This is a genomic window from Paenibacillus sp. JCM 9796 (assembly GCF_055379675.1).
The window spans coordinates 1144964-1168414 of sequence record NZ_AP043723.1; the positions used below are offsets into that span (position 1 = coordinate 1144964).

The 23451-nt window shown below is 53.1% G+C and carries 25 protein-coding genes and 1 riboswitch; of the genes, 11 read left to right on the forward strand and 14 right to left on the reverse strand.

Features of this window, described 5'->3' with window-relative positions; genetic code table 11:
* Window positions 1-44 precede the first annotated feature (44 nt).
* Window positions 45-1427: a CapA family protein gene (locus tag ACZ439_RS05615; RefSeq protein WP_464620740.1), complete on the reverse strand. Its 1383-nt coding sequence runs from the start codon at window positions 1425-1427 to the stop codon at window positions 45-47.
* 301 nt (window positions 1428-1728) lie between these two features.
* Here ACZ439_RS05615 and ACZ439_RS05620 point away from each other — a divergent pair, with 301 nt between their 5' ends.
* Window positions 1729-2478 carry a metallophosphoesterase family protein gene (locus ACZ439_RS05620; protein ID WP_054798363.1) on the forward strand — a complete coding sequence of 250 codons (750 nt, stop codon included), beginning with the start codon at window positions 1729-1731 and terminating at the stop codon, window positions 2476-2478.
* Window positions 2479-2565: 87 nt separating this feature from the next.
* Complete coding sequence (locus tag ACZ439_RS05625) at window positions 2566-3783, forward strand: MFS transporter (protein ID WP_127606167.1); 1218 nt, start codon at window positions 2566-2568, stop codon at window positions 3781-3783.
* An 88-nt stretch (window positions 3784-3871) separates the two neighbouring features.
* On the opposite strand, the gene ACZ439_RS05630 is transcribed toward ACZ439_RS05625, so the two are convergent.
* Window positions 3872-4513, reverse strand: coding sequence for an O-methyltransferase (locus ACZ439_RS05630; protein WP_054798362.1), 642 nt, complete (start codon window positions 4511-4513; stop codon window positions 3872-3874).
* Between the two features lie 128 nt (window positions 4514-4641).
* On the opposite strand from ACZ439_RS05630, the gene ACZ439_RS05635 reads away from it, so the two are divergent.
* Entirely contained in the window at window positions 4642-5823 is a 1182-nt protein-coding gene (locus ACZ439_RS05635; protein ID WP_127606169.1) for a THUMP domain-containing class I SAM-dependent RNA methyltransferase, read from the forward strand.
* A gap of 177 nt (window positions 5824-6000) precedes the next feature.
* Here the strand turns inward: ACZ439_RS05635 and ACZ439_RS05640 are convergent, their stop codons facing one another.
* The 4 genes from ACZ439_RS05640 to ACZ439_RS05655 all read right to left on the reverse strand — a co-directional run bounded on the left by ACZ439_RS05640 (window position 6001) and on the right by ACZ439_RS05655 (window position 8352).
* Window positions 6001-6813, reverse strand: a complete 813-nt coding sequence (locus ACZ439_RS05640) for a DUF2935 domain-containing protein (protein ID WP_054799249.1) — start codon at window positions 6811-6813, stop codon at window positions 6001-6003.
* A gap of 124 nt (window positions 6814-6937) precedes the next feature.
* Window positions 6938-7231, reverse strand: coding sequence for a hypothetical protein (locus ACZ439_RS05645; RefSeq protein ID WP_054798365.1), 294 nt, complete (start codon window positions 7229-7231; stop codon window positions 6938-6940).
* 89 nt (window positions 7232-7320) lie between these two features.
* A riboswitch (cyclic di-GMP riboswitch) is annotated at window positions 7321-7413 on the reverse strand.
* 358 nt (window positions 7414-7771) lie between these two features.
* Complete coding sequence (locus tag ACZ439_RS05650) at window positions 7772-7993, reverse strand: YuzB family protein (RefSeq protein ID WP_054798359.1); 222 nt, start codon at window positions 7991-7993, stop codon at window positions 7772-7774.
* 56 nt (window positions 7994-8049) lie between these two features.
* Window positions 8050-8352, reverse strand: coding sequence for an iron-sulfur cluster assembly accessory protein (locus ACZ439_RS05655; protein WP_127606173.1), 303 nt, complete (start codon window positions 8350-8352; stop codon window positions 8050-8052).
* A gap of 161 nt (window positions 8353-8513) precedes the next feature.
* On the opposite strand from ACZ439_RS05655, the gene ytvI reads away from it, so the two are divergent.
* Complete coding sequence (gene ytvI / locus ACZ439_RS05660; protein ID WP_127606175.1) at window positions 8514-9626, forward strand: sporulation integral membrane protein YtvI; 1113 nt, start codon at window positions 8514-8516, stop codon at window positions 9624-9626.
* Between the two features lie 211 nt (window positions 9627-9837).
* Here the strand turns inward: ytvI and ACZ439_RS05665 are convergent, their stop codons facing one another.
* From ACZ439_RS05665 to ACZ439_RS05700, 8 genes are all read right to left on the reverse strand, one after another.
* The gene (locus ACZ439_RS05665) at window positions 9838-10071 is read right to left on the reverse strand and encodes a hypothetical protein (protein WP_054798358.1); all 234 of its coding nucleotides are present in this window, start codon (window positions 10069-10071) and stop codon (window positions 9838-9840) included.
* A 128-nt stretch (window positions 10072-10199) separates the two neighbouring features.
* The gene (locus ACZ439_RS05670) at window positions 10200-11402 is read right to left on the reverse strand and encodes a M14 family metallopeptidase (RefSeq protein ID WP_141333809.1); all 1203 of its coding nucleotides are present in this window, start codon (window positions 11400-11402) and stop codon (window positions 10200-10202) included.
* A gap of 75 nt (window positions 11403-11477) precedes the next feature.
* Entirely contained in the window at window positions 11478-12287 is an 810-nt protein-coding gene (gene racE, locus ACZ439_RS05675; RefSeq protein WP_127606179.1) for a glutamate racemase, read from the reverse strand.
* A gap of 156 nt (window positions 12288-12443) precedes the next feature.
* Entirely contained in the window at window positions 12444-13466 is a 1023-nt protein-coding gene (locus tag ACZ439_RS05680; protein ID WP_464621114.1) for a delta-lactam-biosynthetic de-N-acetylase, read from the reverse strand.
* Window positions 13467-13615: 149 nt separating this feature from the next.
* The gene (locus ACZ439_RS05685; protein ID WP_054798357.1) at window positions 13616-14044 is read right to left on the reverse strand and encodes a disulfide oxidoreductase; all 429 of its coding nucleotides are present in this window, start codon (window positions 14042-14044) and stop codon (window positions 13616-13618) included.
* Window positions 14045-14171: 127 nt separating this feature from the next.
* Window positions 14172-15473, reverse strand: a complete 1302-nt coding sequence (locus ACZ439_RS05690; RefSeq protein ID WP_464620741.1) for a glucose 1-dehydrogenase — start codon at window positions 15471-15473, stop codon at window positions 14172-14174.
* On the reverse strand, window positions 15470-17503 hold the full coding sequence (locus ACZ439_RS05695) for a glycoside hydrolase family 15 protein (RefSeq protein ID WP_464620742.1): 2034 nt from the start codon (window positions 17501-17503) through the stop codon (window positions 15470-15472). The genes ACZ439_RS05690 and ACZ439_RS05695 overlap by 4 nt, the downstream gene beginning before the upstream one ends.
* Before the next feature lie 116 nt (window positions 17504-17619).
* Complete coding sequence (locus tag ACZ439_RS05700) at window positions 17620-18057, reverse strand: hypothetical protein (RefSeq protein ID WP_127606187.1); 438 nt, start codon at window positions 18055-18057, stop codon at window positions 17620-17622.
* 159 nt (window positions 18058-18216) lie between these two features.
* On the opposite strand from ACZ439_RS05700, the gene ACZ439_RS05705 reads away from it, so the two are divergent.
* From ACZ439_RS05705 to ACZ439_RS05735, 7 genes are all read left to right on the forward strand, one after another.
* Entirely contained in the window at window positions 18217-18882 is a 666-nt protein-coding gene (locus ACZ439_RS05705; RefSeq protein WP_127606189.1) for a helix-turn-helix domain-containing protein, read from the forward strand.
* 29 nt (window positions 18883-18911) lie between these two features.
* Window positions 18912-19559, forward strand: coding sequence for a hypothetical protein (locus tag ACZ439_RS05710; RefSeq protein WP_127606190.1), 648 nt, complete (start codon window positions 18912-18914; stop codon window positions 19557-19559).
* Between the two features lie 230 nt (window positions 19560-19789).
* Window positions 19790-20383, forward strand: a complete 594-nt coding sequence (locus ACZ439_RS05715; protein WP_464620743.1) for a lysostaphin resistance A-like protein — start codon at window positions 19790-19792, stop codon at window positions 20381-20383.
* A 449-nt stretch (window positions 20384-20832) separates the two neighbouring features.
* Complete coding sequence (locus ACZ439_RS05720; protein ID WP_201317670.1) at window positions 20833-22074, forward strand: ISL3 family transposase; 1242 nt, start codon at window positions 20833-20835, stop codon at window positions 22072-22074.
* Between the two features lie 135 nt (window positions 22075-22209).
* Window positions 22210-22707, forward strand: coding sequence for a hypothetical protein (locus tag ACZ439_RS05725; RefSeq protein ID WP_464620744.1), 498 nt, complete (start codon window positions 22210-22212; stop codon window positions 22705-22707).
* The gene (locus tag ACZ439_RS05730; RefSeq protein ID WP_127606196.1) at window positions 22704-23261 is read left to right on the forward strand and encodes an accessory gene regulator B family protein; all 558 of its coding nucleotides are present in this window, start codon (window positions 22704-22706) and stop codon (window positions 23259-23261) included. The genes ACZ439_RS05725 and ACZ439_RS05730 overlap by 4 nt, the downstream gene beginning before the upstream one ends.
* Window positions 23258-23380 carry a cyclic lactone autoinducer peptide gene (locus tag ACZ439_RS05735; RefSeq protein WP_127606198.1) on the forward strand — a complete coding sequence of 41 codons (123 nt, stop codon included), beginning with the start codon at window positions 23258-23260 and terminating at the stop codon, window positions 23378-23380. Before ACZ439_RS05730 ends, ACZ439_RS05735 begins: the two co-directional genes overlap by 4 nt.
* Window positions 23381-23451 lie beyond the last annotated feature (71 nt).

Below are 23451 nucleotides of genomic sequence, written 5' to 3' on the forward strand. Positions count from 1 at the left end.
CGTTAATTGTTCGCCCTTTCGTTGTCAGAGTCTGGTTTCCATTATTATTCTGTTTTTTCGGTTTTGCTCGGCTGTTTGGCCGTATTCGCCGGGTTTGTCGTGCTGGACGATGGTTTCGCCGGCTCCTCCGTTTTGGAGGTATCCGCCGATTTCGGCGGTTTCTCCGGCTTCGCCGTATCGACCTGCTTCGGGCTCTCGCCCGTCTTTGAACTGTCTTTGGCCGGCGGCTTGGGCGAAGTCGCAGCAGGCTTGCTGCCGTCATTCGATTTCGTCAAACCGTTCGTCACGCTCTTGTTGATGGAAGGCTTCGGCGTTTCCGTCACGAACTTGTTCACCGGCCCTACCGTGATGACGCCTTTCGTATCGATTCGCGCGTTAACCGAATTTTTCGTCAGCTTCTCGAACAGCTTCTGCGCTTGATCGTCGATCATCCGGATCGGCTGTGCCCACTTGGTCAAGATAGGCACCAAATTTAAATCGCAGCTGCGATCCTTCGCACAGGACGCTTCCAGAATCAAGCTTTCCCACGTATCCGGATTTTCATTGGTCGTGAAGATGAAGTTACCCAGGCTATAAGCGATCCATTTGCCTTTGTACTGCTCAAATCCTTGCAGCACATGCGGGTGGCTGGCCACGATCAGATCGGCGCCGTGATCGATATACTCATGAGCCAAGTCCGTCTGCACCTTGACCGGACGCGGGTTGCGTTCCTCGCCCCAATGGGCGATGACGACGACCAGATCGGCCTCGCTTCGCGCTTTCGTGATCGCATCCAGCGCCAGCTTGCTCGAATAAGTGGCGGCAAGTCCCGGCTTTTGCGCAGTCGCCATCCAGCTGGTATCCGGCAATACGCGGCTGAAGCCGAGAAATGCGACTTTGATTCCTTTATGCTCGATAATCTCGTGCTTATACGCCTCTTGCGCATTGCGTCCTGCTCCGACGCGGCGTAATTGCTGATCGTCCAAATGCCCGAGCGTATCAAGCAGACCGTCTTGCCCATAATCCATCGAGTGATTGTTCGCCAAATTGACCAAATCGACGCCGGCCCGCTTGAGCTCCGGCAGAGCAAGCGGAGATGAGCGGTAGACGTATTCTTTCGTTTGAGCCGTGCCTCTCGTCGTGATCGGCGTCTCCAGGTTGACGATGGTCAAGTCCGCTTTGTCCAGATAAGACTTTACATACTTATACGGGTAATCGTACCCGTTCTTGACGAGCAAATCCTCCACCTTGCTTGCGAACATAACGTCCCCGACGAAGGCTAATTTGACGCGTGCCTTGTCTTCCGAAGCCGGCTGTGCCGTGCTTCCCTGTTCTCCGCCAGGAGCAGCGACGGGTGCGGCTGCCGGCGGTTCCTCGATGCGATTCACCGCCGTCGGCAGAGGCGCCGCTTCGGTCTTAGGACTTGTTTCCGCAGTCGGTGTCTGCATGTCCGGCCGGGCCTCCAACCACTGGATCAAATAAACGAATGCGCCAAAGACGAAGACGGCCAGCACAACGATTTTCAGCCGGAGCGACTTCCATACTTTCTTCTCTTTCTCCCTCTTATGCTTCTGCGTCCGCGATTGAATGATAACCTACCCCTTTAAAACGAACTGGCTGCCAAATAAGCCCATACGTTCTCGTGCACCCTATTATACCAAAACTCCCTCTCACGGTCATGGGCAATTGTCCCAATATTTTGCTATAATGAAGTTCGAATTTATGTGCTGACGATGGAAAGGACACAAGATGGACAAAATCGCTATCATTTCCGATATTCATAGCAATCTAACCGCATTGGATACCGTCCTCGCCGATATTCGCGGACGCGGGATCGAACGAATCGTATGCCTCGGCGACTTGGTGGGCAAAGGCCCGCAGCCGGCGGAATCGGTAGACCGCATACGCGAAGTATGCGAAACGACGGTGCAAGGCAATTGGGACCACGGCATTGGCGGCCCCCAGGACAAAGAAGCCGGACGCTGGCAGCAAAGCCGGCTTTCTGCCGAGCAGCTGCGCTACTTGAGCAAGCTCCCCTTCGCCTGCGACCTGCGAATAAGCGGGCGCAGGGTTCGCTTGGTCCATGCATCCGCGAGCAGCGTCTATCATCGCGTCTACCGCAAAGCGAGCAAACGGGAGAAGCTGCGCATGTTCGAGAACACCGAAGCGACGGGCGGGTTCGCCGGCACCGATGAGACGCCTGACGTGCTGGGGTACGGAGACCTTCACCTTCCCTTTATGCACACCTTATTGTCTGGAGCGAAGCAAGGGCTGCTGTTGTTCAACACCGGCAGCGTAGGGGCTCCCTATGACGGCTTGCCGCTGGCCAGCTATACGATTCTGGAAGGCGTATTCGGCGGCGATCGGGAAGCGCCTTTTGGCATCCAGTGGGTTCGCGTTCCTTACGATGTCGAGCGGGCGATTGCGATTGCCGAAGAGGTTGCGCTGCCGCAGCTTGAGCGTTTCCGTTACGAGCAGCGAAGCGGACGCGAGCAGTAAGAGGTTGTGTAAGTGTCGTATTATTATGGTAAGATAAGCAGAAGTTGTCCGGGTCACAGGATCCGAGGACGAAAGTAGGCGAGCAACTTGACGAATTGGAAAGTAAATTTAATCGTTCTTTGGGTGGGACAATTTTTGGTCATGGCGGGCATGACGATGATTGTTCCATTCTTACCTTTATATTTGCAAGAGCTGGGCCTGCATGAGGAGCATGAGGTGGCGACTTGGGCCGGTCTCATCTTCGCCGGCAACTTTGTCACTTCGTTCCTGTTTCAGCCCTTATGGGGCGGATTGGCCGACCGATACGGACGCAAAGTGATGCTGCTGCGGTCCGGGTTCGGCATGGCCGTCGTCATGGCTTTGATGGGCTTCGCAGGCACGGCCTGGCACTTGCTGCTCCTGCGGATGCTGAACGGCACCATAGCCGGCTTCATGCCGGCCGCCGTTGCGCTCATGTCGGCGAATACGCCGCGTGAGAGAATGGGCTTCGCCATGGGCACGCTTCAATCCGGCGCTGTCGCCGGCTCTATTCTGGGCCCGTTCTTTGGCGGTCTGATGGCCGAGTGGATCGGATTTCGGCCCATCTTCTTCGTGACGGGCGCGCTGCTGTTCGCCGCTTCCCTGCTTGCGACTTTCCTCGTGAAGGAAACGTTCGATGCCAAGCGAGCGTCCCAGAAACCGAAGCAGTCGATGATGGCGGCCTTCGCCGAGCTGCGCAAAAGCCCGCAGCTGCCATCGATTTACGCGGTCACCTTCCTGATTCAATTCTCGCTGCTCAGCGTACAGCCGCTCCTGCCGTTATTCGTGCAAAAGCTGCACGGACAGGACGCGATGGTTGCCTTTTATGCGGGACTCGTCGGCTCCATCACCGGATTTTCCAACATGATTGCGTCTCCCCTGCTCGGTCGCCTTTCTGACCGGATCGGGCCTGAACGTATTCTCATCGTGTGCCTGGTCGGCTCCGCGATCGCCTCCGTGCCGCAAGCGATGGTGCACAACGTCTGGCAGTTGTTCGCTTCAAGGTTCTTCCTCGGCATCTTCCTCGGCGGACTGCTGCCTACGGTGAACGCCTTGATCCGTAAGCATACGCCCACCGGTATGGAAAGCCGCTCCTACAGCTTTAACTCCAGTGCGCTAAGCCTGGGCAACATGCTCGGTCCGGTCGTTGGAGGCGCCGTCTCCGGGTTGATCACGATCCAGCAAATCTTTCTCATCTCCGGCGCGCTGCTGCTCGTCAACGCCTTCTGGGCGCACAAGTCATTGATAAGCACACCAAACCTCCCCCGTTCGGGCAGCTCCGAATAGGGGAGGTTCGCTTTCATGCCCACAGGCGGCTGGCTTGCCTGAATGGACCGGGCATCCCGGAGAGACACTGTTCCGGGGAAAGCTTCGCCTATCCCTTAACCCGTGCGATGGCAAGGCCGTCATAGGCCGGCAGCATGACGCCATCCAGACGGGGATCCCGTGCAATCCGCTGGTTGAACTCTCGCATGCGCGTCACTGCGTTTCCTTTCTCATTCGGATTGATCGTCTTGCCGCGCATGAACGTATTGTCGCCGACGATGAGCGCCCCCGGACGCGCCAGCTTGATCGCCCATTCCAAATAATTCAAATAGTTGCCTTTGTCCGCATCGATGAAAAAGAAATCGAACCGGCGCCCCTCCTCGGCAAGCCGCTGCAAGCTGTCGAGCGCCTCCCCTACATAATACTCGACTTGTTCGCCGAAGCCGGCGAGCTTCAGGTTCTCGTAAGCCAGATCGGCGTACGGCTGCTTCAGCTCCAGGGACGTCAGCTTCCCTCGCTCCGTCAGCCCCCGTGCCAAACAAATGCCGCTGTACCCCCCGAGTGCCCCGATTTCAAGCACCTGCTCGGCACGGTTCATGCGCACCAGCAGCGTCAGCAGTCTTCCGTAACCCGGAGCAACGGAAATTTCGGGCATCCCTTGCTTACGAATCGATTCCAATACCCGCTCCAACGTTTCGTCTTTGTCAAATAACGAATCCGCGTACGATTCCTGCGTCCAATTCGATTCCATCCTTGCCGGCCTCCCCTCGTTCTCATCGCGATCCGCGTTGTATAATGATTGCGAATCGCCTATACTAGGTAATTGTATGGCTTTTGCCAACGCAGTTCAACTTGTTTGATTCGGAGTGAAACTCACCTATGTCTTTCCCATCCTTTAGTTCCATTGAATTGATCGCCACTGCTCCCATGGGGCTTGAAGCCGTCGTGGCCCGCGAGGTTCGCGATTTGGGTTACGAGCAAGTCACCGTGGAGAACGGCCGCGTTACTTTTACAGGCGACCTGCTCGCTGTTTGCCGCGCAAACTTATGGCTGCGCACGGCGGATCGCGTCTTGATCAAGATGGCGCAATTCGAAGCACGCACGTTCGACGACTTGTTTGAAGGCGTCAAAGCGCTGCCTTGGCCGGACTGGATTCCGGAAGACGGAGAGTTCCCCGTCGAAGGACGTTCGCACAAATCGCAATTGTCCAGCGTCCCCGCTTGCCAAGGCATCGTGAAGAAAGCGGTCGTGGAAAGCATGAAGCAGCGGTACGGCACGGAATGGTTCCGCGAAACCGAAGGCCGTTACGTGATTGAGGTGTCGCTGCTCAATGACATCGCCACGATCACGCTGGATACGACCGGTCCCGGACTGCATAAGAGAGGCTACCGCAAATTGGTGACGGAAGCGCCGCTGAAGGAAACGATGGCGGCCGCCATGGTGCTGCTCAGCCGTTGGCAGCCTGAACGGCCGCTCTACGACCCGTTCTGCGGCTCCGGCACGATCCCGATCGAAGCGGCGATGATCGGCTGGAATATAGCCCCCGGCCTGCGGCGCAGCTTCAACGCGGAGAGCTGGCCTGTGATTTCGGAAGCGTTATGGAGCGAAGCACGGGAGGAAGCCTTTGATCTGGTCAAGGACGATATCCCGCTGCAAATCGGCGGCTCGGACATCGACCCCGCCGCCATCGAAGTGGCGTTAGCTGCAGCCAAATCCGCAGGCCTCGCCAAGGAGCTTCGCTTCCATACGCTTCCGGTCAGCAAAGCGCTGCCGGCCGGCGATTACGGCTGCCTGATCACGAACCCGCCATACGGCGAAAGGCTCGGCGACCGCGAAGAAGTCGAACGCGCGCTGCGCCAATTCGGGCAGATGCATAAGCAGCTGCCGAACTGGTCGGCCTTCATCCTCAGCCCGAGCAAGCAAATGGAGCATTATCTCGGGCGAAAAGCCGATAAGAAGCGCAAGCTGTTTAACGGACGCATCGAATGCGCGTTATACCAATTTTTCGCCCCGGGCGGCTTGTTCGGCTGGCGGAAGGATTCGAGTACGAGCGGGAATTAATGCAGATTGCGCCTATACGCTGTGAGGAGCAGCCAAAAAAAGCTTAGGGCAGACGCTCCTAAGCTTTTTTTGGCATGCGCCCTTCCAGCGCGTAAACCATGCAAAAAAACGCATCCGTCTTCGGGGTACGTTCCCCGGTAAACGGATGCGCTGCCGGCGTCGGCCGATAGGGTTTCGTTACACTTCCGTCCTCGGCTTCGTCGGATCGCAGCTCATCGCTTTGATTTCCGACACCTGAGACAGCTTAAGCAAGTAATAACACTCCTCCCGAGCCATGTGATCCGCCATCAAGGGCGAAAGCACACCGAGCGCCTGCCCGCTTAAACGGAGCTCTTCCAGCTCGCTCAGAAACTGCTTGAACAGCGTCATTTCAAGCTCAACCTCTTTATTAAACCGGGCTAAAGCCGGGAATTTCTTGATGTTCGTGCGCAGAAAGCCCGCCAGTTCCACCGCTTTCAGGTAATACTCGCGGAATTGCCGGTCGAACGATCTGGCCAGTTCCACCAAACGGGATTCCGTCATATCCAAGCCGGCTGCAATGGAGCCCGCATGGCCGTAGGCGTCCTGGAGCCATACGATGTGGTGGTGCACCGCATCGAATACCGGCGCCGGGCGCCCGGATAACAAGTACCCCAGTACGCGTAAATACTCCTCTGCTTCGTTCACCATATGGCTCAAGAACGCGGGCGGCAGCTGGATTGCGATCTTGCCGATCAAATGCCGCTCCAGCAAGCGCAGCTTGAACGCGCGAAGGTCTTGTGTCAGCCCGTACGCGTCCTGCGTCAAAGCTCCCGCCTCTGCCGGGAACTTATCCGAACGCGCCTTCTTCAGCAAGTCGTCGAATGCTTGAACGAAGCCGAGCGCCCGCTGCGCCTCTTCCCGTTCATCGACCGGCAAGCTTACCCGGATGAACCTGGCATGATCACCGAGCACCTGAAGCCAAAACCGATGTTCAAATAACGCCGACTCGATAACCTCCGAGTTTTTCACAAACATGCCTCCAATGATCCGATTGTTCCGTGCCGGATGGGAATGATCCGGCCACCCCACATCGTATGCTCAGAGGCCCAATCGGGTTCAAAGAAAGCCGCAGTCGTTCGCTGCCTAAGCTATACTAAGCGTGCTTCAGCTGAGGACGGCACATCAAGTAATCGAACAACGGTAGAAATACGTCGTGGTTCGATTCGCAGCAGATCGAGAGCTTCACTTCGCCCATCCAGTAAAACGTGATGATTTGCCGGCTGCGCCCGCGAATCATCTCGACATCCCAATGCGGGGACGTCAGCTCGTACACGTCACGATTTATGAACAATTTCGGTCCTTCAGCAGATAGGAAGACTCCGATGAAATCATCGCCGATTTTCGTGTAAAACCCCTTCTTATTTAAGATGCTGCGTTCCTGGTCCATCGCCGGGTTCTCCTCCTTCATCTATTCACACCAAAAAAAGCTCCCCTGGTCGGGAGCCGCTGTTGAAAGGATCGCGATCACTCCGTGCCTTCGACAACTGGCTGGCATAGCGCTGCTCTCCTGCGCCTAAGCCCCTATAGCTTTGCGTCCGCAGACTTTCGTCCGGGTTGCCCTTATCGAGTGCGCTCGAATTGTGTCTGTTCATGGAGATGTTCTTTATTAAGAATATAAGATAGAAGGTCACGAATACATAGTTCTTTCATCCCATTTTCATAAAAAAAATTGGGAATTTTGTATGATTTTGAATAACCGGTACCCTTTCCAGTAAAAAATGATACCCGTCAACGCGATCATGGCAACCGTTACAAAAAGCGGGCCTCCGCCCCATTGACCGAGCACATAGCCCCGATTACCGGTCCCGGAAATTGGCCGCCCCCGGATCATGTCTGGACGCCGAAATTCGTGCCGCGCATCCCTTCCGGCGTCAAATCAAAAATCCCCGGTGCCCTGAGGCCCGAGGATCTGATCTTCTTGCATGATTTATTTCACGTATTTGCTCGCCTTCTCGATCGCTTCGTCTTCCGTCTTGCCGGTTACATACCGGCCGTTAATGAAGATGAAGGCAAACCGCGAGCACGGGCCGCAATAAGACTTGCAGCCGACTTTGATCTCGGCGTCGGGCACAAGCTTCTGCAGCTTCGGAACGGCGGTTTTCATTCTCATATGTTTGCATTTGTCGCAAACGCGAATATCGTTGACCATGCGGTAATTCCTTTCTTCAAGCGGCTGACACCGGGGAACTCCCTGTGAACGATGTGCTAGTGGTCCCCGTTATTGCCCTTGCTTGGATTCGTTACCGCGAATCCTTCTTCCGGCACATAGAAATAATCGATCCGAACGCCGTCGAGCAGCGGCTCGTCCTTTTGCAGAATAACGTCGATTCCTTTATCTGTCGAAACGACGACATCGTTCTCGGTCGGCGTATCCATGCTGAGTCCGTAGTGGGCATGGTCGCCATGCGCATGAGTCACATACACGCGAAGCTTTAATTCTTTATTCTCTTCTTGCTCCATCTCGGCCAACAACACTTTGGCCGCATTGCGCGAAATCTTGCATTTCATGTCCAGTCACTTCTCCTACTGTGCGTTTTTTCTTATTGTATAGAATCGGGCCGCCGAAAGCAACCGTTCTTCGCTGTTTCCGTATGTATGTACAAGCCGGCCTCACTTGCGAATCAAGTCGGTGTCTTTTAATATGGAAGATAATGAATGGAGGTTAACGAATGATTCCCTTTTATCGCAAATATTACAAAACGATTATCGATATTGCGCTGCTCGTGCTTACCGTATATTTGTTCATGTTCGCCTTCAGCCATCTGTATCGGATCGCGACCCCGATTTTCCTCGCGTTCGTCATTTACTTGATCATCGAGCCGTTCGCCAAGTTCCTGAACCGGCGCGGGTTGAAGAAATCGATCGCTTCCGCCATCTCCACCCTCGTCTTCGTGATGGTCATTCTAGGTGCCATGACCGGACTCGGCGCGATCTTCACGACCCAGATCATCAATCTCGCCGACAAGCTGCCCGATTACGCCGTCGTTCTGGAGCAAGAGCTCATCAACCGCTCCGACCAGGTACAGTCACTGATCGGGACGCTTCCGGTCGATTTGAATTTAGTGGAGAAGGCCAAGGAGTACTCCGCGGAGATCATTCAGAAGACGACCGAAATCGCCCGTACGTTCTTAACGAGCTTGTTCGCCATGCTGACCTCGTTCTCCACGTTCGTCGTGAACTTCGTGATCGGTATTATTTTGGCCTATTTCCTGAGCATCGAGATCGAATCCTGGAAGCGGATCGCTTCGGACAAAACGCCGAAAACGTTTAAAAAAGCGTTCCACTTCCTCCGCGAGAACGTGCTGCTGGGCATCGTCACCTACCTTAAAGCGCAGGCGAAGCTGATCAGCCTGACCTTTATCGTCATCTTCATCGCGCTGCTTATATTGAACGTCAACAACGCCTTCTCGATCGCGCTCTTGGCGGCCATCTTCGACGTGCTCCCGCTGCTCGGCGTTTCGACGCTGTTCATTCCATGGATCATCTACTTGCTGGTCGTCGGACAAACGACGCTCGCGATTTGGCTGGCTGTGCTGCTCGTCGTTGTGATTGGAACGAGACAAATTCTGGAACCGAAAATTACGGGCGATTCCCTCGGCGTGTCTGCCTTCACGATGCTTTCGTTCATGATCGTCTCGCTGTCGCTCTTCGGCGTGGCCGGCTTGATCTTATCGCCCGTGCTGATCATCCTGGTTAAAGCGCTGTACGAGCAAGGGTATTTAAAACGATGGATCCGGATGCCGGCCGAAGAGTACGAGCCCGATCCGTCGTCTATCAAATAATGCAGCACATCTCAACCGGATTCGGACGCTCACAAGCCGGTTGATGGCATCTGAAGTCCATGGAAAGCGGTGAAACGATATGTCGCAGCCCGCATAGCGTTTCTTACAAAGAACAAAAAAAGAACCCCGATACCTCGAGGTTCCCTTTAAACCTATTCAGTTGTTGAGCGGATGGCCGCTTCTTGTGGTTTGACCTTCCGAGGACGCAGCCTTAAGCGCCGTATTTCCGTTCGGCTCTATCGGTAAACCAGTTCATCAAGAGCAGCGTAACGGTTACATCGTCAATCGGGATGAAATTCAGCAGATCCGGCATGATCCAATAAATAAGCGCAGGCACCACGAACAACAGCTTCTCTCCGAGCGGAACCCGCGGGGAACGCAGCAGCGGCCAAATGCGCCGAAATACATGACCCCAATGCCGGAGTGACAACAATCGCTTCCACATCGCCTCGGGTCTCCCTTCCTGTCCAAGTCGTCTTACCCCGATTATACCTCATGGCAACCCGTTTGCCCAAACTCCGCTCCCCGCACAAAGAAGCCGCCGAGACGGACGGACTCGGCGGCTTCGAAATGCTAAACCATCAGCCCTTCCGTCAATAGCGGAAGCAGCTCATCATAAATAATCGGGAATTGCGACAACGGGAGCGGATTCACTCCATAACCGGCTTCAATCGTAAATCCCGGGCGCCCGTAGGTTTGAATAAACCAATCCTTATATCCGGCATCGCTGCCGGTTAACTTCACGGCTGCATATCCGCTAATTTGCTGGAAACGCTGTGCGATACGTTCCGACTCCGCCGGTTCGTAATCGCGGTAATTCCAATAAATTTCCCGGCCCTGGGTATGAAACGCCATCACCAGCCGGAAATCGCGCTCCCGCGTAAATCGTTCCATCGCCGAAGCTTCCGGCTCTGACAAGGGGCTCGGCCCTGTATAATCTCTCGGTCCGGGTCCCGGTACGTCGCGGCGGTCGCGTTCCGTCTCCCAATAAGCGGGAAATTGATCGTTCAGGTCGACGCCGCGAACGTTCGCTTTCCATCCCGAGAAGTCGTCCGAGCCGCCGTTCCATTCGAGCAGCTGCCCGGCATGCGGATGATCCGGGTCCGCTCCGTGCAGCACCAGCTCAACGCCATCGGGATTGACCATCGGCACGATCCAGAGAGAAGTCTCTTCGAGCAGCCTGCCCGCATCAGAGCCGCAGAAGGACTGTGCCTGCACGCAGGCGTTCGCGTAATCCTCCGTAAATTTCATCAGCAGCAGGCTGGTCACCCACTCATTCGCATGAAACGAACCGTTATAATGAAGGTGCCGCATCCCGCATCCGATGCGGACGTAAGGAATGTCCTTGCCCATGACGCTTTGACCGATCGAGCCTATTTCCAGGAACGGGTAGCGATACCCGAGAAGCTCGAGGCTCCGCATCATCTCCTGATAACCGAATGGAACCGTCGTATCGACGATAGGACCGGCCTTGCACACGGGCAAGCGAACGGTCTGTCCGATCCGCAAATACCGGGGGTTGACGTCCGGATTCGCTTCCATGAGATCGCTCAGCCCGATCTGAAAGCGCCCCGCTAATTCAGCTAACGTATCCCCGGCTTGGACGATATAACGGCAATCCGGAGCGTTCGGAATCCGAACGCTGCATCCCGGCTGCAATCCGCCGCCCTTCTGCAGCTCCGTATTGGCCCTTATCAAGGCTTGAACCTGAAGCCCATGCCGCTGTGCGATCCTCTCCCACGTGTCTCCCCGCCTGACGACATAAGGAAATGTCATACGTTCCGTCCTCCTTCACGCATCCTCCCCGTTCTTCCGGTCGGAGGCCGGGGTATCTAAAAATATGCGTGAGGACTAAATAATATGCGATACTTGCCAGACGACCGGCGTCACGCGGATTTGCTCGTTTAACCAGCTTTGAGCGATCTTCTTGAACATGAGCGGATCCCCGCTGCAAAAAAACTGATGAACCGGCATCACCGGACTCGTAGCCAGCATTCCTTTATGATATAAAATCGTGCTGACCTCCCGCGCGGTTTCATCCGCCGAGCTGATCAGCGACACTTGAGGCCCCATCACGCTGCCGATCACATCGGACAAGAACGGATAATGCGTGCAGCCCAGAATCAAGCAATCCATCGGCGCTCCTTGCAGATCGGCAAGCGAATCCGCGACGACTTGGCTCGTCTGATCGGCACGGAACATGCCCCGTTCGACCAGCGGCACGAACAGCGGACAAGCTTTGGTCACCACTTGGATCGTTGGCGAGATTTGGCGCAGCGCGAACTCGTATGCGCGGCTTTTGATCGTGCCTTCGGTACCGATGACGCCGACGATTTGCTTTCTGGTGGTCTTGATCGCGGCGCGCGCGCCCGGGTGAATGACACCGACAACCGGGATCGGCACGCGGGCGCGAATTTCTTCCATGGCGACGGCGGTTGCCGTGTTGCAAGCGATCACGATCATTTTCGGATGGTATTGGAGCAAATAATCGACGATCTGATGAGTAAAATGTATAACTTCCTCGGCCGGTCTGGGACCGTACGGCGTACGTGCCGTGTCGCCGAAGTAAATGATTTTTTCTTGCGGAAGTTGGCGCATAATTTCTTTCGCTACCGTCAATCCGCCGACACCTGAATCCAGTATGGCAATCGCTTGCTGCACGTGTGTTCGCTTCCTTTTTCATGAAGTGGCAAAACGAATGTGCTCCTACAACATATGTGAGCTCCGTTGGAAATGTACCCCGGACATCCGGTGTCCGCAAGGTCATTCTATCTTAACAAACGATGGCGGAAAATTAAACCGCTCCGCGATCAACCTTCACTTTGGCGGCTCGATGTCGTTCAGAAGCGCAAAGGTGTAGCCGGCTTTCTTGATATCCTTGACAATTCGGTCGAGCGCTTCGATATTCTCCGGCGAGCCTTGGTGCATAAGAATGATATTGCCGTCATGAAGGTTGTTCATGATGTCGTTATACGGATCTTCCGCCCCGTTCTTCCGCGGCTCCCAGTCGCGCATCGCCGTCGACCAGAAGACGGAGGTATAGCCCATATCGGATACAAGCTTTAATAAGTGCATGTTATATCGGCCGTAGGGGAAGCGGAAAAACGGCTGAATCTCTTCGCCGGTCACTTCCTGATATAACTTCTCGTAATCCTCGATTTCTTTCCGTACCTGCTCGTCTGTCTGCACGTTCATATCGGTATGCGTCATCGTATGATTGGCCACCAAATGGCCGTCCTTGACCAGCCGCCGAACGTAATCGGGATTTTTCCTCACATTGTAACCGGCTATGAAAAAATTCGCTTTCGCGTCGTTGTCCTTCAACGACTTGATCAACGTCTCGATATCGCCCAAATTACCGCCGGTATCGATCGTCAAGTACACCTTCTTGCCCGTGCCGACCCATAACGCCTTCATAGAATCCGTATAGGCTTTCGTATCGCCCGGGAAGCCGGGCACTTGTCCTTTCGGCTTCTTCATGTAATACCACGACAGTGCCTTACGGTCTCCGGTTCCCGCTTCTTTCGGCGGCTTGGCGGATGACCCCACGACGGCGCTTGCGGGATTGCGCGGCCCGTTATAAACCGAACCCGTTGCCGTTGCGTCCGCGCCGGAGGCCGTGGAAGGCCCGGTGGATGCGTGTTCGGCCGGAGGCCCCGGCTCCTTCTCCTTCGGCGGCCCGGACGTCACCTCGTTCACCGGCGGAGCCGGAACGACGTTCGCCTCTGGGGCCGGGGGCGCAGCCGGTGCCGATTCCCGTTCCGGCGGATCCGCGGCGGCGCCTCCGCTGCACGCCGTTAGAACACAGGCCAAAGCGGCTAAACCTATCCAAGCTTTCATACGCGCCAACAGCACCGCTCTCCTTACGCTCCAGAAGTACAGGAAAAACCTGCTTGCTTCATTATACTCAACTTCGATGCGAACCGGCGAGTGCTAATAGGCTTATCCCTAAGCCGGCGTTTATCCGCATCCATCCGCAGCCAGCCGTTCTATTTACGCTCGGCAGCCCACATCAGCAGTTGCAGGATCGTAATAAGCACGAAGGCTGTGAGCGCTAAGAACGGAATCGTTACGAAATGAAACCAGTCGATATAATCGACGTCACACGGCACCGGACCGCAAGCGGCCGCGCCACTCTTGAACCAATCCGTCTTCTGCATCAAGTAGTGATATAACGAGATTCCCGCTCCCCACACGGACATTGGCAGCGCATACAGGTAAAATTTCTTCTCTTTGCGAACCGCTGCGATGCCGAGCATAATAACGAGCGGATACATCAAGATCCGCTGATACCAGCACAGCTTGCAGGGCGCATAATGCAGCACCTCCGAGAAATAAAGACTGCCCAACGTGGCCGTTAACGCCACTACCCATGACAAGTGCAAGCCGTTCTCGCGGATAAATGATTTCCAGTTCATACGTCTCTCCCTTTGATTTCGAATCTCGTTTCATCATTATACCATTAAGCTTCTCTCCTTTTCATCACTACCGCCCACGGCGAACATAGAGCGGGCGGTTCGTCCGCGACGAACCGCCCGCTTCCCCTTATACCGAAAAACTGTTCGCGATCCCGGCACCCTGCTCCTGCACGAGTCCGCTCCACTGCTCCCGCGGGATCACATCGACGACCGCTTTGATCGCAATCTTGCCGAAATCGAGCTCCGGCACGCATTCAAGCGTCAACCGGTCGGTCATAAGCCGATCCAGCACGCCCGGGAACCGTTCTTCGATTTGCTGAAGCCGGTACAATCCGGTCTCGAAGTCTTGACGGGATGCGTTAACCGACCCGAACACGCATTTGTTCTCAAGCACCAGCTCTTGATTAATGGCATCCGAAGCGACCCGGATATGGCGGCTGCCGGGGGTAACGCCGAGCAGCGCCAATACGCCGTTCGGGCCGAGAGCGGTCATCGCGTCGAAAGCGAGCGGGCTAAAGCCCGTGCATTCGACAATCAAATCGGCGCGTTTCCCCTTCGCTTGCAGCAGCTCGCTTAACGGCGACGACGCTGCTCGCGCTCCATCTCCTGCGCCCGTACCTTCTCCGGCGCCCGCCACTGTTCCCGTTGCTGCCGCTGCGTCCGTGCTTCTCGCCGTCCCTGCAGCCGCCCCGGCTCCGGCCGCTTCCGCACGCCGTTCGACGGCCTGCTGGAACTCGGCCCCGCACGCACGCACGATATCCGCTCCCGGCGTGTCCGGAGCCGACTTGGACCAGACGAGCGTGTCCAAGCCGAGGCAGCGGCACGTCAGCGCGGCCAGCAGACCCAGCGGTCCCGAGCCAAGCACCACGGCCGTTGTCGGCTGCCATACGAGACGCTGCTGGATGCGCTGCACTTCATCCCACACCTTCTCGACGATGCTCTGCGGCTCCGTCAGCATCCCGTACCGCAGCAGCCCTGCCGGCACGCGAACCAAGTACCGGGCGTCCTCCACATAATATTCGGACAAGTACCCGTGCGCGCCTTTAATGCCGCGCTCCACGTACTCGCCCGTCTCGCAGAAATCCTGCTTGCCGTTGCGGCAGTTCACGCACCCGGGATCCGTGCACGGGCGCCGCACCAATGCACACACGAGCTCTCCGGCCGTAAATCCGGAGTCCTCGCCCGCTTCCTCGACAACGCCGAGCGACTCGTGCCCGATGATCAGCGAATGCTCCCCTTCCGGAGGCACGCCGTACTTCTCGCTCACCAATTCCCGGTCCGTACCGTCAAGCCCTACGCACAGCACCCGCACGAGCACGTCGGCAGCCGTCTTCCGGGACGGCCGCTCCACCTCGCACAACTCCAGCTTCGGCGTTTCCGTCTGCGCACCAGCCGCGGCGGACAAGCCGGACAACCTTACGGCTTTCATCGCTTCACGCTCCCCTGCTTCAGAAGCTTCGCATCGCTCTCGTCCTCGCGGTCGCGTTGTTGGTGCCGGAACCATTTAAGCTTGGACACATACTCCTGAACGACTTTGACGAATGAAGCGTGGGACCAGGTCAAGGGCGACACCGACAAGGGATCGCCGGTGAACGGATGCACCTGCTCCGCCAGCACGCCGGACGGAAGCGCATGTTCAACCGTCCAGCGCAGCAATCCTTCGGCCTCTTCGAGGTCCTGCTCGCTTTTGGCAACGGCGATCACATATTCCGCGTACCACAAGGTGCAAATAAACCACGGATTGCCCGGCACCTTCTCGATGTCCTTCGTCATCTGATGGTAGTAGTCGTTCGTATACCGCGAAATGCCGCCGACCTCCGTCTTCACCCACAAGCGCTCGCGAATGGCCTTCATCGTCGCTTCTACGCGAGGGTCGTCCACAGGGAACAAGCCGAAGTCGAACACCGCGTACATGCTGGCATCCAGCGTCAAATCCTGCTCGTATATTCGCTTCTCTTCATTCCAATATAATGATCGGACAAAACGGCCTTCGGCGGTCATCTGCCCTTCCACCGCCGCCTTCATCCGCTCCGCCTTATCCCGGTAATGCATGCCGCGCAGCTTGTCTTGGAAATACTCCGCAAATGCCGCGGCTGCCAACAATCCCCCGTACACGCTCGCCACCGTAAACAAATGCACCCCGTAACGCTCTTCCCACAAATCGTGGGAGGGCAGCGGCAGTCCCGACGCATCCGTATAGCGAGTCATGAAATCCGCGGCCGGGATGACAAACTTCTCGTAATCGTCTTGAGCTTCCTTCAAAGTGCCCGCCAGCCGGTGATGGTGCCAAAGGGCATATAGCACCAGAGCCGTTTCGTCTTCCTGAATGGGAAGCTGCTTTTCGCCGCGCGCGTTGATCCAAGGATGCCAGCTTGAGCCGACCGAGCCGTCCGGATTGTATTTATGCAGCAAATACCCTTCCGCCGCTAACCCGCGTTTGCAAAAGTTGAAAAACTTGCGCGTCAACGCATAGTACCCCGATCGGTCCAACGCGTGCGAGATCAATGCGCCGTCCCGCGGCCACATGTAAGAATACGTATCCCGCGCAAATTTCATAATATCCGAATCGTTGGCCGCCATAATCGCGCCGCGGTTATCGGTATTCGTGCGTATGATCAACAAGCTTCTTCTATAAAAGGATGCAAGCTCCTCATCAAGAATCGAAAGCTCATGGCGGTCCTGCTCCAGCCACTGGTGCCAGTAATTGTAGGTCCGCTGCAGCAGCAGATGCGGAGAGGAAGCGCGAACCGATCGCTCCAGCTTTTGAATCTCCTTCATATCGCGGGCGAAGCAAACCCAGAACCAAGCCTCCTTCTTCGAGTTGGCCGGAACGTTCAGCTCCAGCTCGATCGTTCCGTCCACCGAGCCCTGCGCGATCGGATTACGCCCGAGCTGTCCGTCCTCGGCGTCCCGCCAAGTGCCTTCAAGCCGGTTCAATTCTTTTTGCCCGATCGCGAAAGAGGTGGGCGCCGACTCGACGCCTTCCCCGGATTTGCAGGACAGCGACATATAGCGATGACCTTTATAGAAGACGAGCGATTTCAGTTCGGGATCATAATAGACCGTATCGCCGACCCCGTTCCCGTACAGATGCAGATCCAGATGAAAGTACAGCTTCACTTTCCGATCCCGCTCCCATCTGTTTTCTACAACCACCTTGCGGACCAACACGTTCTCTTGAACGTCGACGCCGTCACGGATCAGAAGCGCCAGTCCGAGACGATTATACGTACACTCCACATTCGTCACCATGGAATCGTTCAAGTAACTCGCCTTCTTGCTTAGCTCCGGATGATCGATCCAGAAAAAATCTTCAGCCGTCCATACACCAAAATGCGACAAATGATCAAGCGCCTGGTTCTCTTGGCCTACATATGGAAAATAAATATCGCGCAAATTATAGTGCGCATCGAAATTGACCAATACATTGCCGTTGCCGATGGGCAGATCGCGGGCCATCGTTAGTTCATCTCCTTCCTGCTCTACCTAATTTCCCCTGACATTGAAACGAATTATGCATATCGCCGAAAAACCGAAAAAGCCGGCCCTTGGGGCCGGCTGAAAGAACCGAACGTCTATTTTCTTTTTCTGCCGTGTTTCACGAGCGTCATCCTCCGGGAATGGCGCAGCCACGAGTAATACGCTTTCAAGTCGCGCAGTTGAATATCCTGCGATACGCGGCCCAGGAACGTCACCACGATCATTTTGTGAAGCGGGTTGCCAGAGAGATCGACTTTTTCTTTCAATTCAACAAATTCCGCCACCATCACCAAGTCTCCGTCAATCAGATGCACATCTTTTTCGTTCGAATAATAAGGCTGCACCTGATTGTTCTTCAGCTTATCCCATAAGTAAGCGCAAATATGCGCAATGCCGCCCTCTTCCGGCTCCACACGCTCCGTCCAGCGGCTGAGCGCATGACTGGTTATCACAATATCGGCCACTTTGTATCCGTTAAAATGGATAAAGAAGGGTTCGTAGGCACTCCAACGACTCATCATTTTATCTTTCAAGTCAATTCTCCCCCTTCAGGCCTAAAAAGGATATTATTTAAATCGTAGTATCGATACTACATGGAGTCAAGAACGAATTGATTCATAAAGTTTTTTTTAGAATTGCTATTTATTTTCGCTGACGCCTCCTATACAATAGTTGAGAAAGGGGTGAACAGGGTGGGGCAACCAATTCCTGACTTCGGAAAATTTCTAGAACACTTACGCGGCTCCATGTCTCTGCGCGAAGCAGCCAGAAAAAGCGGACTTTCCCATGCGTACATTCGTGATTTGGAATTGGAGCGAAACCGTTCGACCAATGACAAAATTACACCGTCCCCGGATACACTGCAAAAATTATCGGTCGCCTACGGGTATCCGTACACCGATCTTATGGTTAAAGCGGGCCACTTAAGCCGCGGAGACGTACCTAGTACGCCATCCAATTCCCCGTCGGATCTCAACTTGACGGCTGTCCAATATATCGAGATCGGCATGAAAGAAGTCGCTTATTATGGGAAAGATGCGAGAATAGCCCGGAATATCGATTCCCTGCTTGATTTCAGTTCGTTCCTGGACAAACTGGAAGAGCACGGTTTTCGCAAAATGGACACGGATCTCTATGTAAATTTCAACCATATCCGTAAATACGATGAAAAACGCGGCAGGTTGCACTTTGACGAGACGGGCAAAGGCAAATCCGTCATCATCTCCGCTATCCGGCAAAAGAAATATCATGACTTGATCATTCGATATGTGGCGAACAATACGAATAAAAGCCTCGAATTCTCGTTCGGTAAAAGCGGAGCTCCGGCAAGCCTGAACACGGTCGAAGAGAACAGCTAAACACTACAACATCAGAGAGGGGCATCTCTTTGAACGTGATTCACTACATCGTCGTGTACCCGTTGCTTTTCGCTTCGTTGTTTGCTCTGGGACTGGCTGTTTGCAGGCTCAAGGTTACTGAATTTATGTATCCTACGCTGGTTTGCGTCGTGCCGCTTTCGTTGATTTCCGTACTCGTTCAATATTACGGGAAAGCGTATCTCATGGGCTTCATCCAGCCCTTATGCATCATGCTGGGCTACTGGCTCATATTCAAGTTCCGGTTCAATCATTCCTTACTCATCGGCATCATCATCTACACGACGAGCGCGCTGTCCGAATTTTTATTTGCAACCGTGTTTAACCGATTCCAGCTCCATCTCCTGGCGCTGCATCTCCAAAAGGATCTGCCGATCGTGGGTTTTTGTATGATCGTTACAAACGTTCTGCTTTACTTGCTGCTGCATCGCCTCCGCTGGGGAATATCGTTTATTTTCTCCGCAGTTTCGAAGAATAGGCCGCAGCCAAAGCTGCAGGGTGCTTGGAATGTGTTGTTAACAGGCCTTTTTTTCATATCAGGACTCATCACCATATCGGTTTACTTCTCTACAAAGCATTTGCTTCCTTTAGTTGCTGTTGTTTTTATTGTGTGGGCGCTGCTGATCTTTCTTTCTTACAGGAAAGAATTGGGCGAGTAGCCCGCCATCTGAAATTCCAATAAAAGCAAGCATAAAAAACCGATTCCTCCGGAATCGGTTTTTTATGCTTGCACTCATTGACACAGACCCTCTGTTCCTCTAATTATTAAATTAGTCTAGTTGATCCCAGTTTGTTATGATTAGGCTAGTCGGTGTTATCGGATAATGGATCCTTATTGAAAAGGAAGGTCATTAACATTTCTACTTTACGTTTATTGGACGACAAAGCCGTGAAATATCGGGAAGCGCTGCTCCTTGTTTTGTTTTTTCTCACAACCGGTCCCGGACCTGCTCTATTCATGCTGAATAAATTTACCGTTACCTTTTTCCCCTTATTCATGCTGGTCGTTACGCTGTTTTTGTATAGGAAAGAGTTAGCCGGCCTGGATTTTAATCAAATCCTGCGCAATAACGGACAATATCGTCTCATCCTAAAAGCGGTACAATGGGGCATTTACGCGCACGCCCTAAGCGCCATCCTGTTTAGACATACGGGCAGCAGCATAACGGATCACCTTCTGAAAAACTATCCGATAATGTCGATTAATGTCGTATTCATCGGGCCTGTCATTGAAGAAATCATCTACAGACACCTTGTATTCGGATATTTATCCAGGAAAACAAACAACTTTTGGATGGCTGCGATCTTGTCTTCGTGTTTGTTCTCGCTGGCTCACTTTAGTGTGGACAGGTTTATTGCCTATCTCGGGGTCGGGCTCATTCAATGCTATGTGTACAAAAAATCCGGCAATCTTTTTCCCTGCATGGTCACTCATACCGCATTGAACTTCATCAGCGTAATGGTCACAACCATGAATGCCTAACGGATCAATATATGGGAATTGTCAAAAACCGCATAATTCGACATATTTCCGCTTGTGCACAAGGACTTACTATATTAAACTTAAATAATAGTAAACGGCTAACTTTCGATACATACAAAATAATTGTCGATTTCAGCTCGGAAACTTGTGACTTAATATCTATTTCAATTTGTTACTAATGGTTTATATTTTATTTATAGATGAGGGTTGTCCAATGTTGGTTTACTCGGCAGTAAAGTTTTTCTTTTCTTTTGTAGAGCTAGGCGTAGCAACGATTCTCACCATGTCTTTATTCCGCTTTCCTCTGAAATACAACTATTATAAATGGCTCTACACAAAACATAGTGCTTGAAAGTAACTGATTTCTTATGCTGAGTGGCCCAGAATAGAAAAACATCTGTACATTCCGTAAAATGGTTGTGCTACCAATCCACTTCGAGGAATGACAGATGCACAACCAGTATACCGATCTTTTGCTTGATTTACCAGAGGTTAAAGCGATACAAGTTTTGGAAATCGATGAACGAACGATTCATATCGAAGTCTCTCCTTGTTCGAATACCCAGGCATGCCCGATCTGTCGATCGAAAGAGTCCGTGATCCGTAGAGGTAAAAACCGGATGCGTAAAATTCGTCATCGCGATGCATTTGACAAAACCATTTATGTGCTAACCCCTGCCATCCGGATGTTCTGTAATGATTGCCAATGTGGTTTCGTCTGGCAGTATGCCTTTGTCGGCGCTGGCAAACGGTACTCTCACGCTTTTGAAAAGCAAGCCATTCGCACGGCAACGGCGGCTACCGTCAAACAAAGCGCTGAAATTCATGAAATGCCCGCGAGCACACTCCAAACCAAGCATCAACAATGGTTGGCGGCGGAAAGCGCGCGTCTTCAGGAACGTGTGTGGCAAGATGCCGCTCATACCTCGAACCTGGTACTGGGGATAGACGATTTCGCGATCCGAAAAGGTCATACCTACAATACAGGCATCCATAATTTAAGAGGCGAAACGCTGCTTGACATTTTACCCGGCCGTACATTGGAAGAACTTCGAGCGTATGCGAGGCAGCATCCGGAGTTTTTGGCGCTGCGTCCGAGAGCCGTGGTAATGGATTTAGCACCCTATTACCATACCTGGATTCAGGAATGTTTTCCGGAAGCGATTCGGATTGCGGACCGATTTCATGTCCATCGGTATGTCACGGAAGCTGTTCAGGCCGTCCGAAAAACGGTGCAAAGCACACTGTCTCCCAGAGCGAAAGCCAATCTGAAAGCCAAGCATCGGTTGCTCAACCCGCCACAGGCATCGCTGCCTGCCCAACAGCAACAACAGTTAAAGGAAATTCTGAGTTATTCGCCTCTGTTGCAGCAGGCGCATGCTTGGAAAGAAGCGTTCAGCGAATGGTACGACTGCTCGCCGGATGCGAAAGTAGCGAACATCCGATTAGATGACTGGCTCAAACAAGGGGAACGGCTCGAACATCCGGCTGTCTCCGCTTGTTTGAAAACCATTCGGAACTGGCGTCAAGAGATCGTCAACTACCATCGTTGCCGCTGGACCAACGCTGCCGTTGAAGGCAAAAATAACCGAATGAAAGCTTTCCAGCGCAGACATTACTTCACTCGCAACCGAGTTAGGTACGTGCAGGGTCTTCTCGTTGAATGCAATCGTGCACGTTATTGCCGATAACACAAACGTTCCGAAATCTCAAGCACTAACTTTGGAATTGAGCCTTATAAATTCATCATTATTTCTCTTGTTATGACATCCATTTCTTTTTACCTGAGAGATGTTCTGTTATTAAGCAATTATGCGATTCCAAGTATGTTAATTTCCGAAATGATTCTCATTACCGTTCTGTTTAACCTTCCCGTTTATTATTCGTTATTTATTTCCGTTATCGGCTTCATGGCGGGTGCACTTATGGAGTACGCCGTTATGATCGCAGGCGATTTGCTTGGATTAACGAATCCAGAATTGATTGCCACCAATGTTGTGCACTCGAGCTTGATTTACATGATTACATCCATCATTACAATCATTATTACCATTTATATCCGCTATCGAAAGTTCGGGTTTATGTTTTTGCTCAACAAGATGACGATGCGCGAAGGCATAAAAAGATATAATTTTGCGATTTCTGCCATTTTAGTGATGGCCATGTGTCTTCTGCAAGTCACTTCTTTGTCCTACAACAAACTGAATATTCACTCTTATGTACTGATTGGACTGGCTATTTCATTTTTTGTAGCCCTTTACATTTCATACAAGCATAACAAAAAATTAATTAATGAAAAGTATGAGAGGATGAAGAACAGATGAATTTTATTGATCGTTCTGCCCACTCTCTAGCCGGCAAAATTCGATCAAACTATCCAAGCGCAGCATCCCAGACGTTGTTGACCTATTCTCTTAGTCTCATAATCAACTCTTCTTTATCGGTTCTAATCGTGTTGCTTGTCTCGGCCTTCACCGGGAAAGTCACCGAATCCCTTATCGTCATTTGCGGTTACACCTTGCTTCGGATCGCCAGCGGAGGGATTCATTTTCAATCCTCTTTAGTATGCTGCTTATTTTCGGCGATGGTGTTTTTAATATCATCCCATTCCCAATATGATTATGTCTACCTGGGCATGCTGCTGGATGCGGCAGCCATCTTGCTTGTCGTCAACTACGCCCCTTCCGGCATTCGGGACGTTAGCACGATTAGCCCGAAGTACTATCCTTTACTTAAATTAATTTCAGCCATGATCATTAGTACTAACTTTTATTTCCACCTCCCTATGTTATCAACTGCTTTTTTTATACAAGCGTTTCTGACTTCAAATCTGGCAAAAAGAGCAGTTGACTCTATAGAAGGGAGGTTACGTCGATGAAAAAAATGATCGCATTTTTGGCAAACGGAGTGCTTGTATTTATTGCAGCTACTCTGATGGGCACAAATTCTTTCTGGTCTCATCGCCCAGCTACTCCTACAGAACTACTTAAAAAGTAATGGCTGTCTTTTCAGGGCTGACAAGTATAAGACTTGTCAGCCTCATCCTTCCCCTACGGAGCTGAACTTGT

What these genes read in the sequence shown, in the direction of transcription:
- ACZ439_RS05615 (WP_464620740.1), bottom strand. Translation starts at nt 1,427, where the DNA reads ATGCAGACACCGACTGCGGAAACAAGTCCTAAGACCGAAGCGGCGCCT.
- ACZ439_RS05620 (WP_054798363.1), top strand. Translation starts at nt 1,729, where the DNA reads ATGGACAAAATCGCTATCATTTCCGATATTCATAGCAATCTAACCGCA.
- ACZ439_RS05630 (WP_054798362.1), bottom strand. Translation starts at nt 4,513, where the DNA reads ATGGAATCGAATTGGACGCAGGAATCGTACGCGGATTCGTTATTTGAC.
- ACZ439_RS05635 (WP_127606169.1), top strand. Translation starts at nt 4,642, where the DNA reads ATGTCTTTCCCATCCTTTAGTTCCATTGAATTGATCGCCACTGCTCCC.
- ACZ439_RS05645 (WP_054798365.1), bottom strand. Translation starts at nt 7,231, where the DNA reads ATGGACCAGGAACGCAGCATCTTAAATAAGAAGGGGTTTTACACGAAA.
- ACZ439_RS05650 (WP_054798359.1), bottom strand. Translation starts at nt 7,993, where the DNA reads ATGGTCAACGATATTCGCGTTTGCGACAAATGCAAACATATGAGAATG.
- ACZ439_RS05655 (WP_127606173.1), bottom strand. Translation starts at nt 8,352, where the DNA reads ATGAAATGCAAGATTTCGCGCAATGCGGCCAAAGTGTTGTTGGCCGAG.
- ytvI (WP_127606175.1), top strand. Translation starts at nt 8,514, where the DNA reads ATGATTCCCTTTTATCGCAAATATTACAAAACGATTATCGATATTGCG.
- ACZ439_RS05665 (WP_054798358.1), bottom strand. Translation starts at nt 10,071, where the DNA reads ATGTGGAAGCGATTGTTGTCACTCCGGCATTGGGGTCATGTATTTCGG.
- ACZ439_RS05670 (WP_141333809.1), bottom strand. Translation starts at nt 11,402, where the DNA reads ATGACATTTCCTTATGTCGTCAGGCGGGGAGACACGTGGGAGAGGATC.
- ACZ439_RS05680 (WP_464621114.1), bottom strand. Translation starts at nt 13,466, where the DNA reads ATGAAAGCTTGGATAGGTTTAGCCGCTTTGGCCTGTGTTCTAACGGCG.
- ACZ439_RS05685 (WP_054798357.1), bottom strand. Translation starts at nt 14,044, where the DNA reads ATGAACTGGAAATCATTTATCCGCGAGAACGGCTTGCACTTGTCATGG.
- ACZ439_RS05690 (WP_464620741.1), bottom strand. Translation starts at nt 15,473, where the DNA reads ATGAAAGCCGTAAGGTTGTCCGGCTTGTCCGCCGCGGCTGGTGCGCAG.
- ACZ439_RS05695 (WP_464620742.1), bottom strand. Translation starts at nt 17,503, where the DNA reads ATGGCCCGCGATCTGCCCATCGGCAACGGCAATGTATTGGTCAATTTC.
- ACZ439_RS05720 (WP_201317670.1), top strand. Translation starts at nt 20,833, where the DNA reads ATGCACAACCAGTATACCGATCTTTTGCTTGATTTACCAGAGGTTAAA.
- ACZ439_RS05725 (WP_464620744.1), top strand. Translation starts at nt 22,210, where the DNA reads ATGTTAATTTCCGAAATGATTCTCATTACCGTTCTGTTTAACCTTCCC.
- ACZ439_RS05730 (WP_127606196.1), top strand. Translation starts at nt 22,704, where the DNA reads ATGAATTTTATTGATCGTTCTGCCCACTCTCTAGCCGGCAAAATTCGA.
- ACZ439_RS05735 (WP_127606198.1), top strand. Translation starts at nt 23,258, where the DNA reads ATGAAAAAAATGATCGCATTTTTGGCAAACGGAGTGCTTGTATTTATT.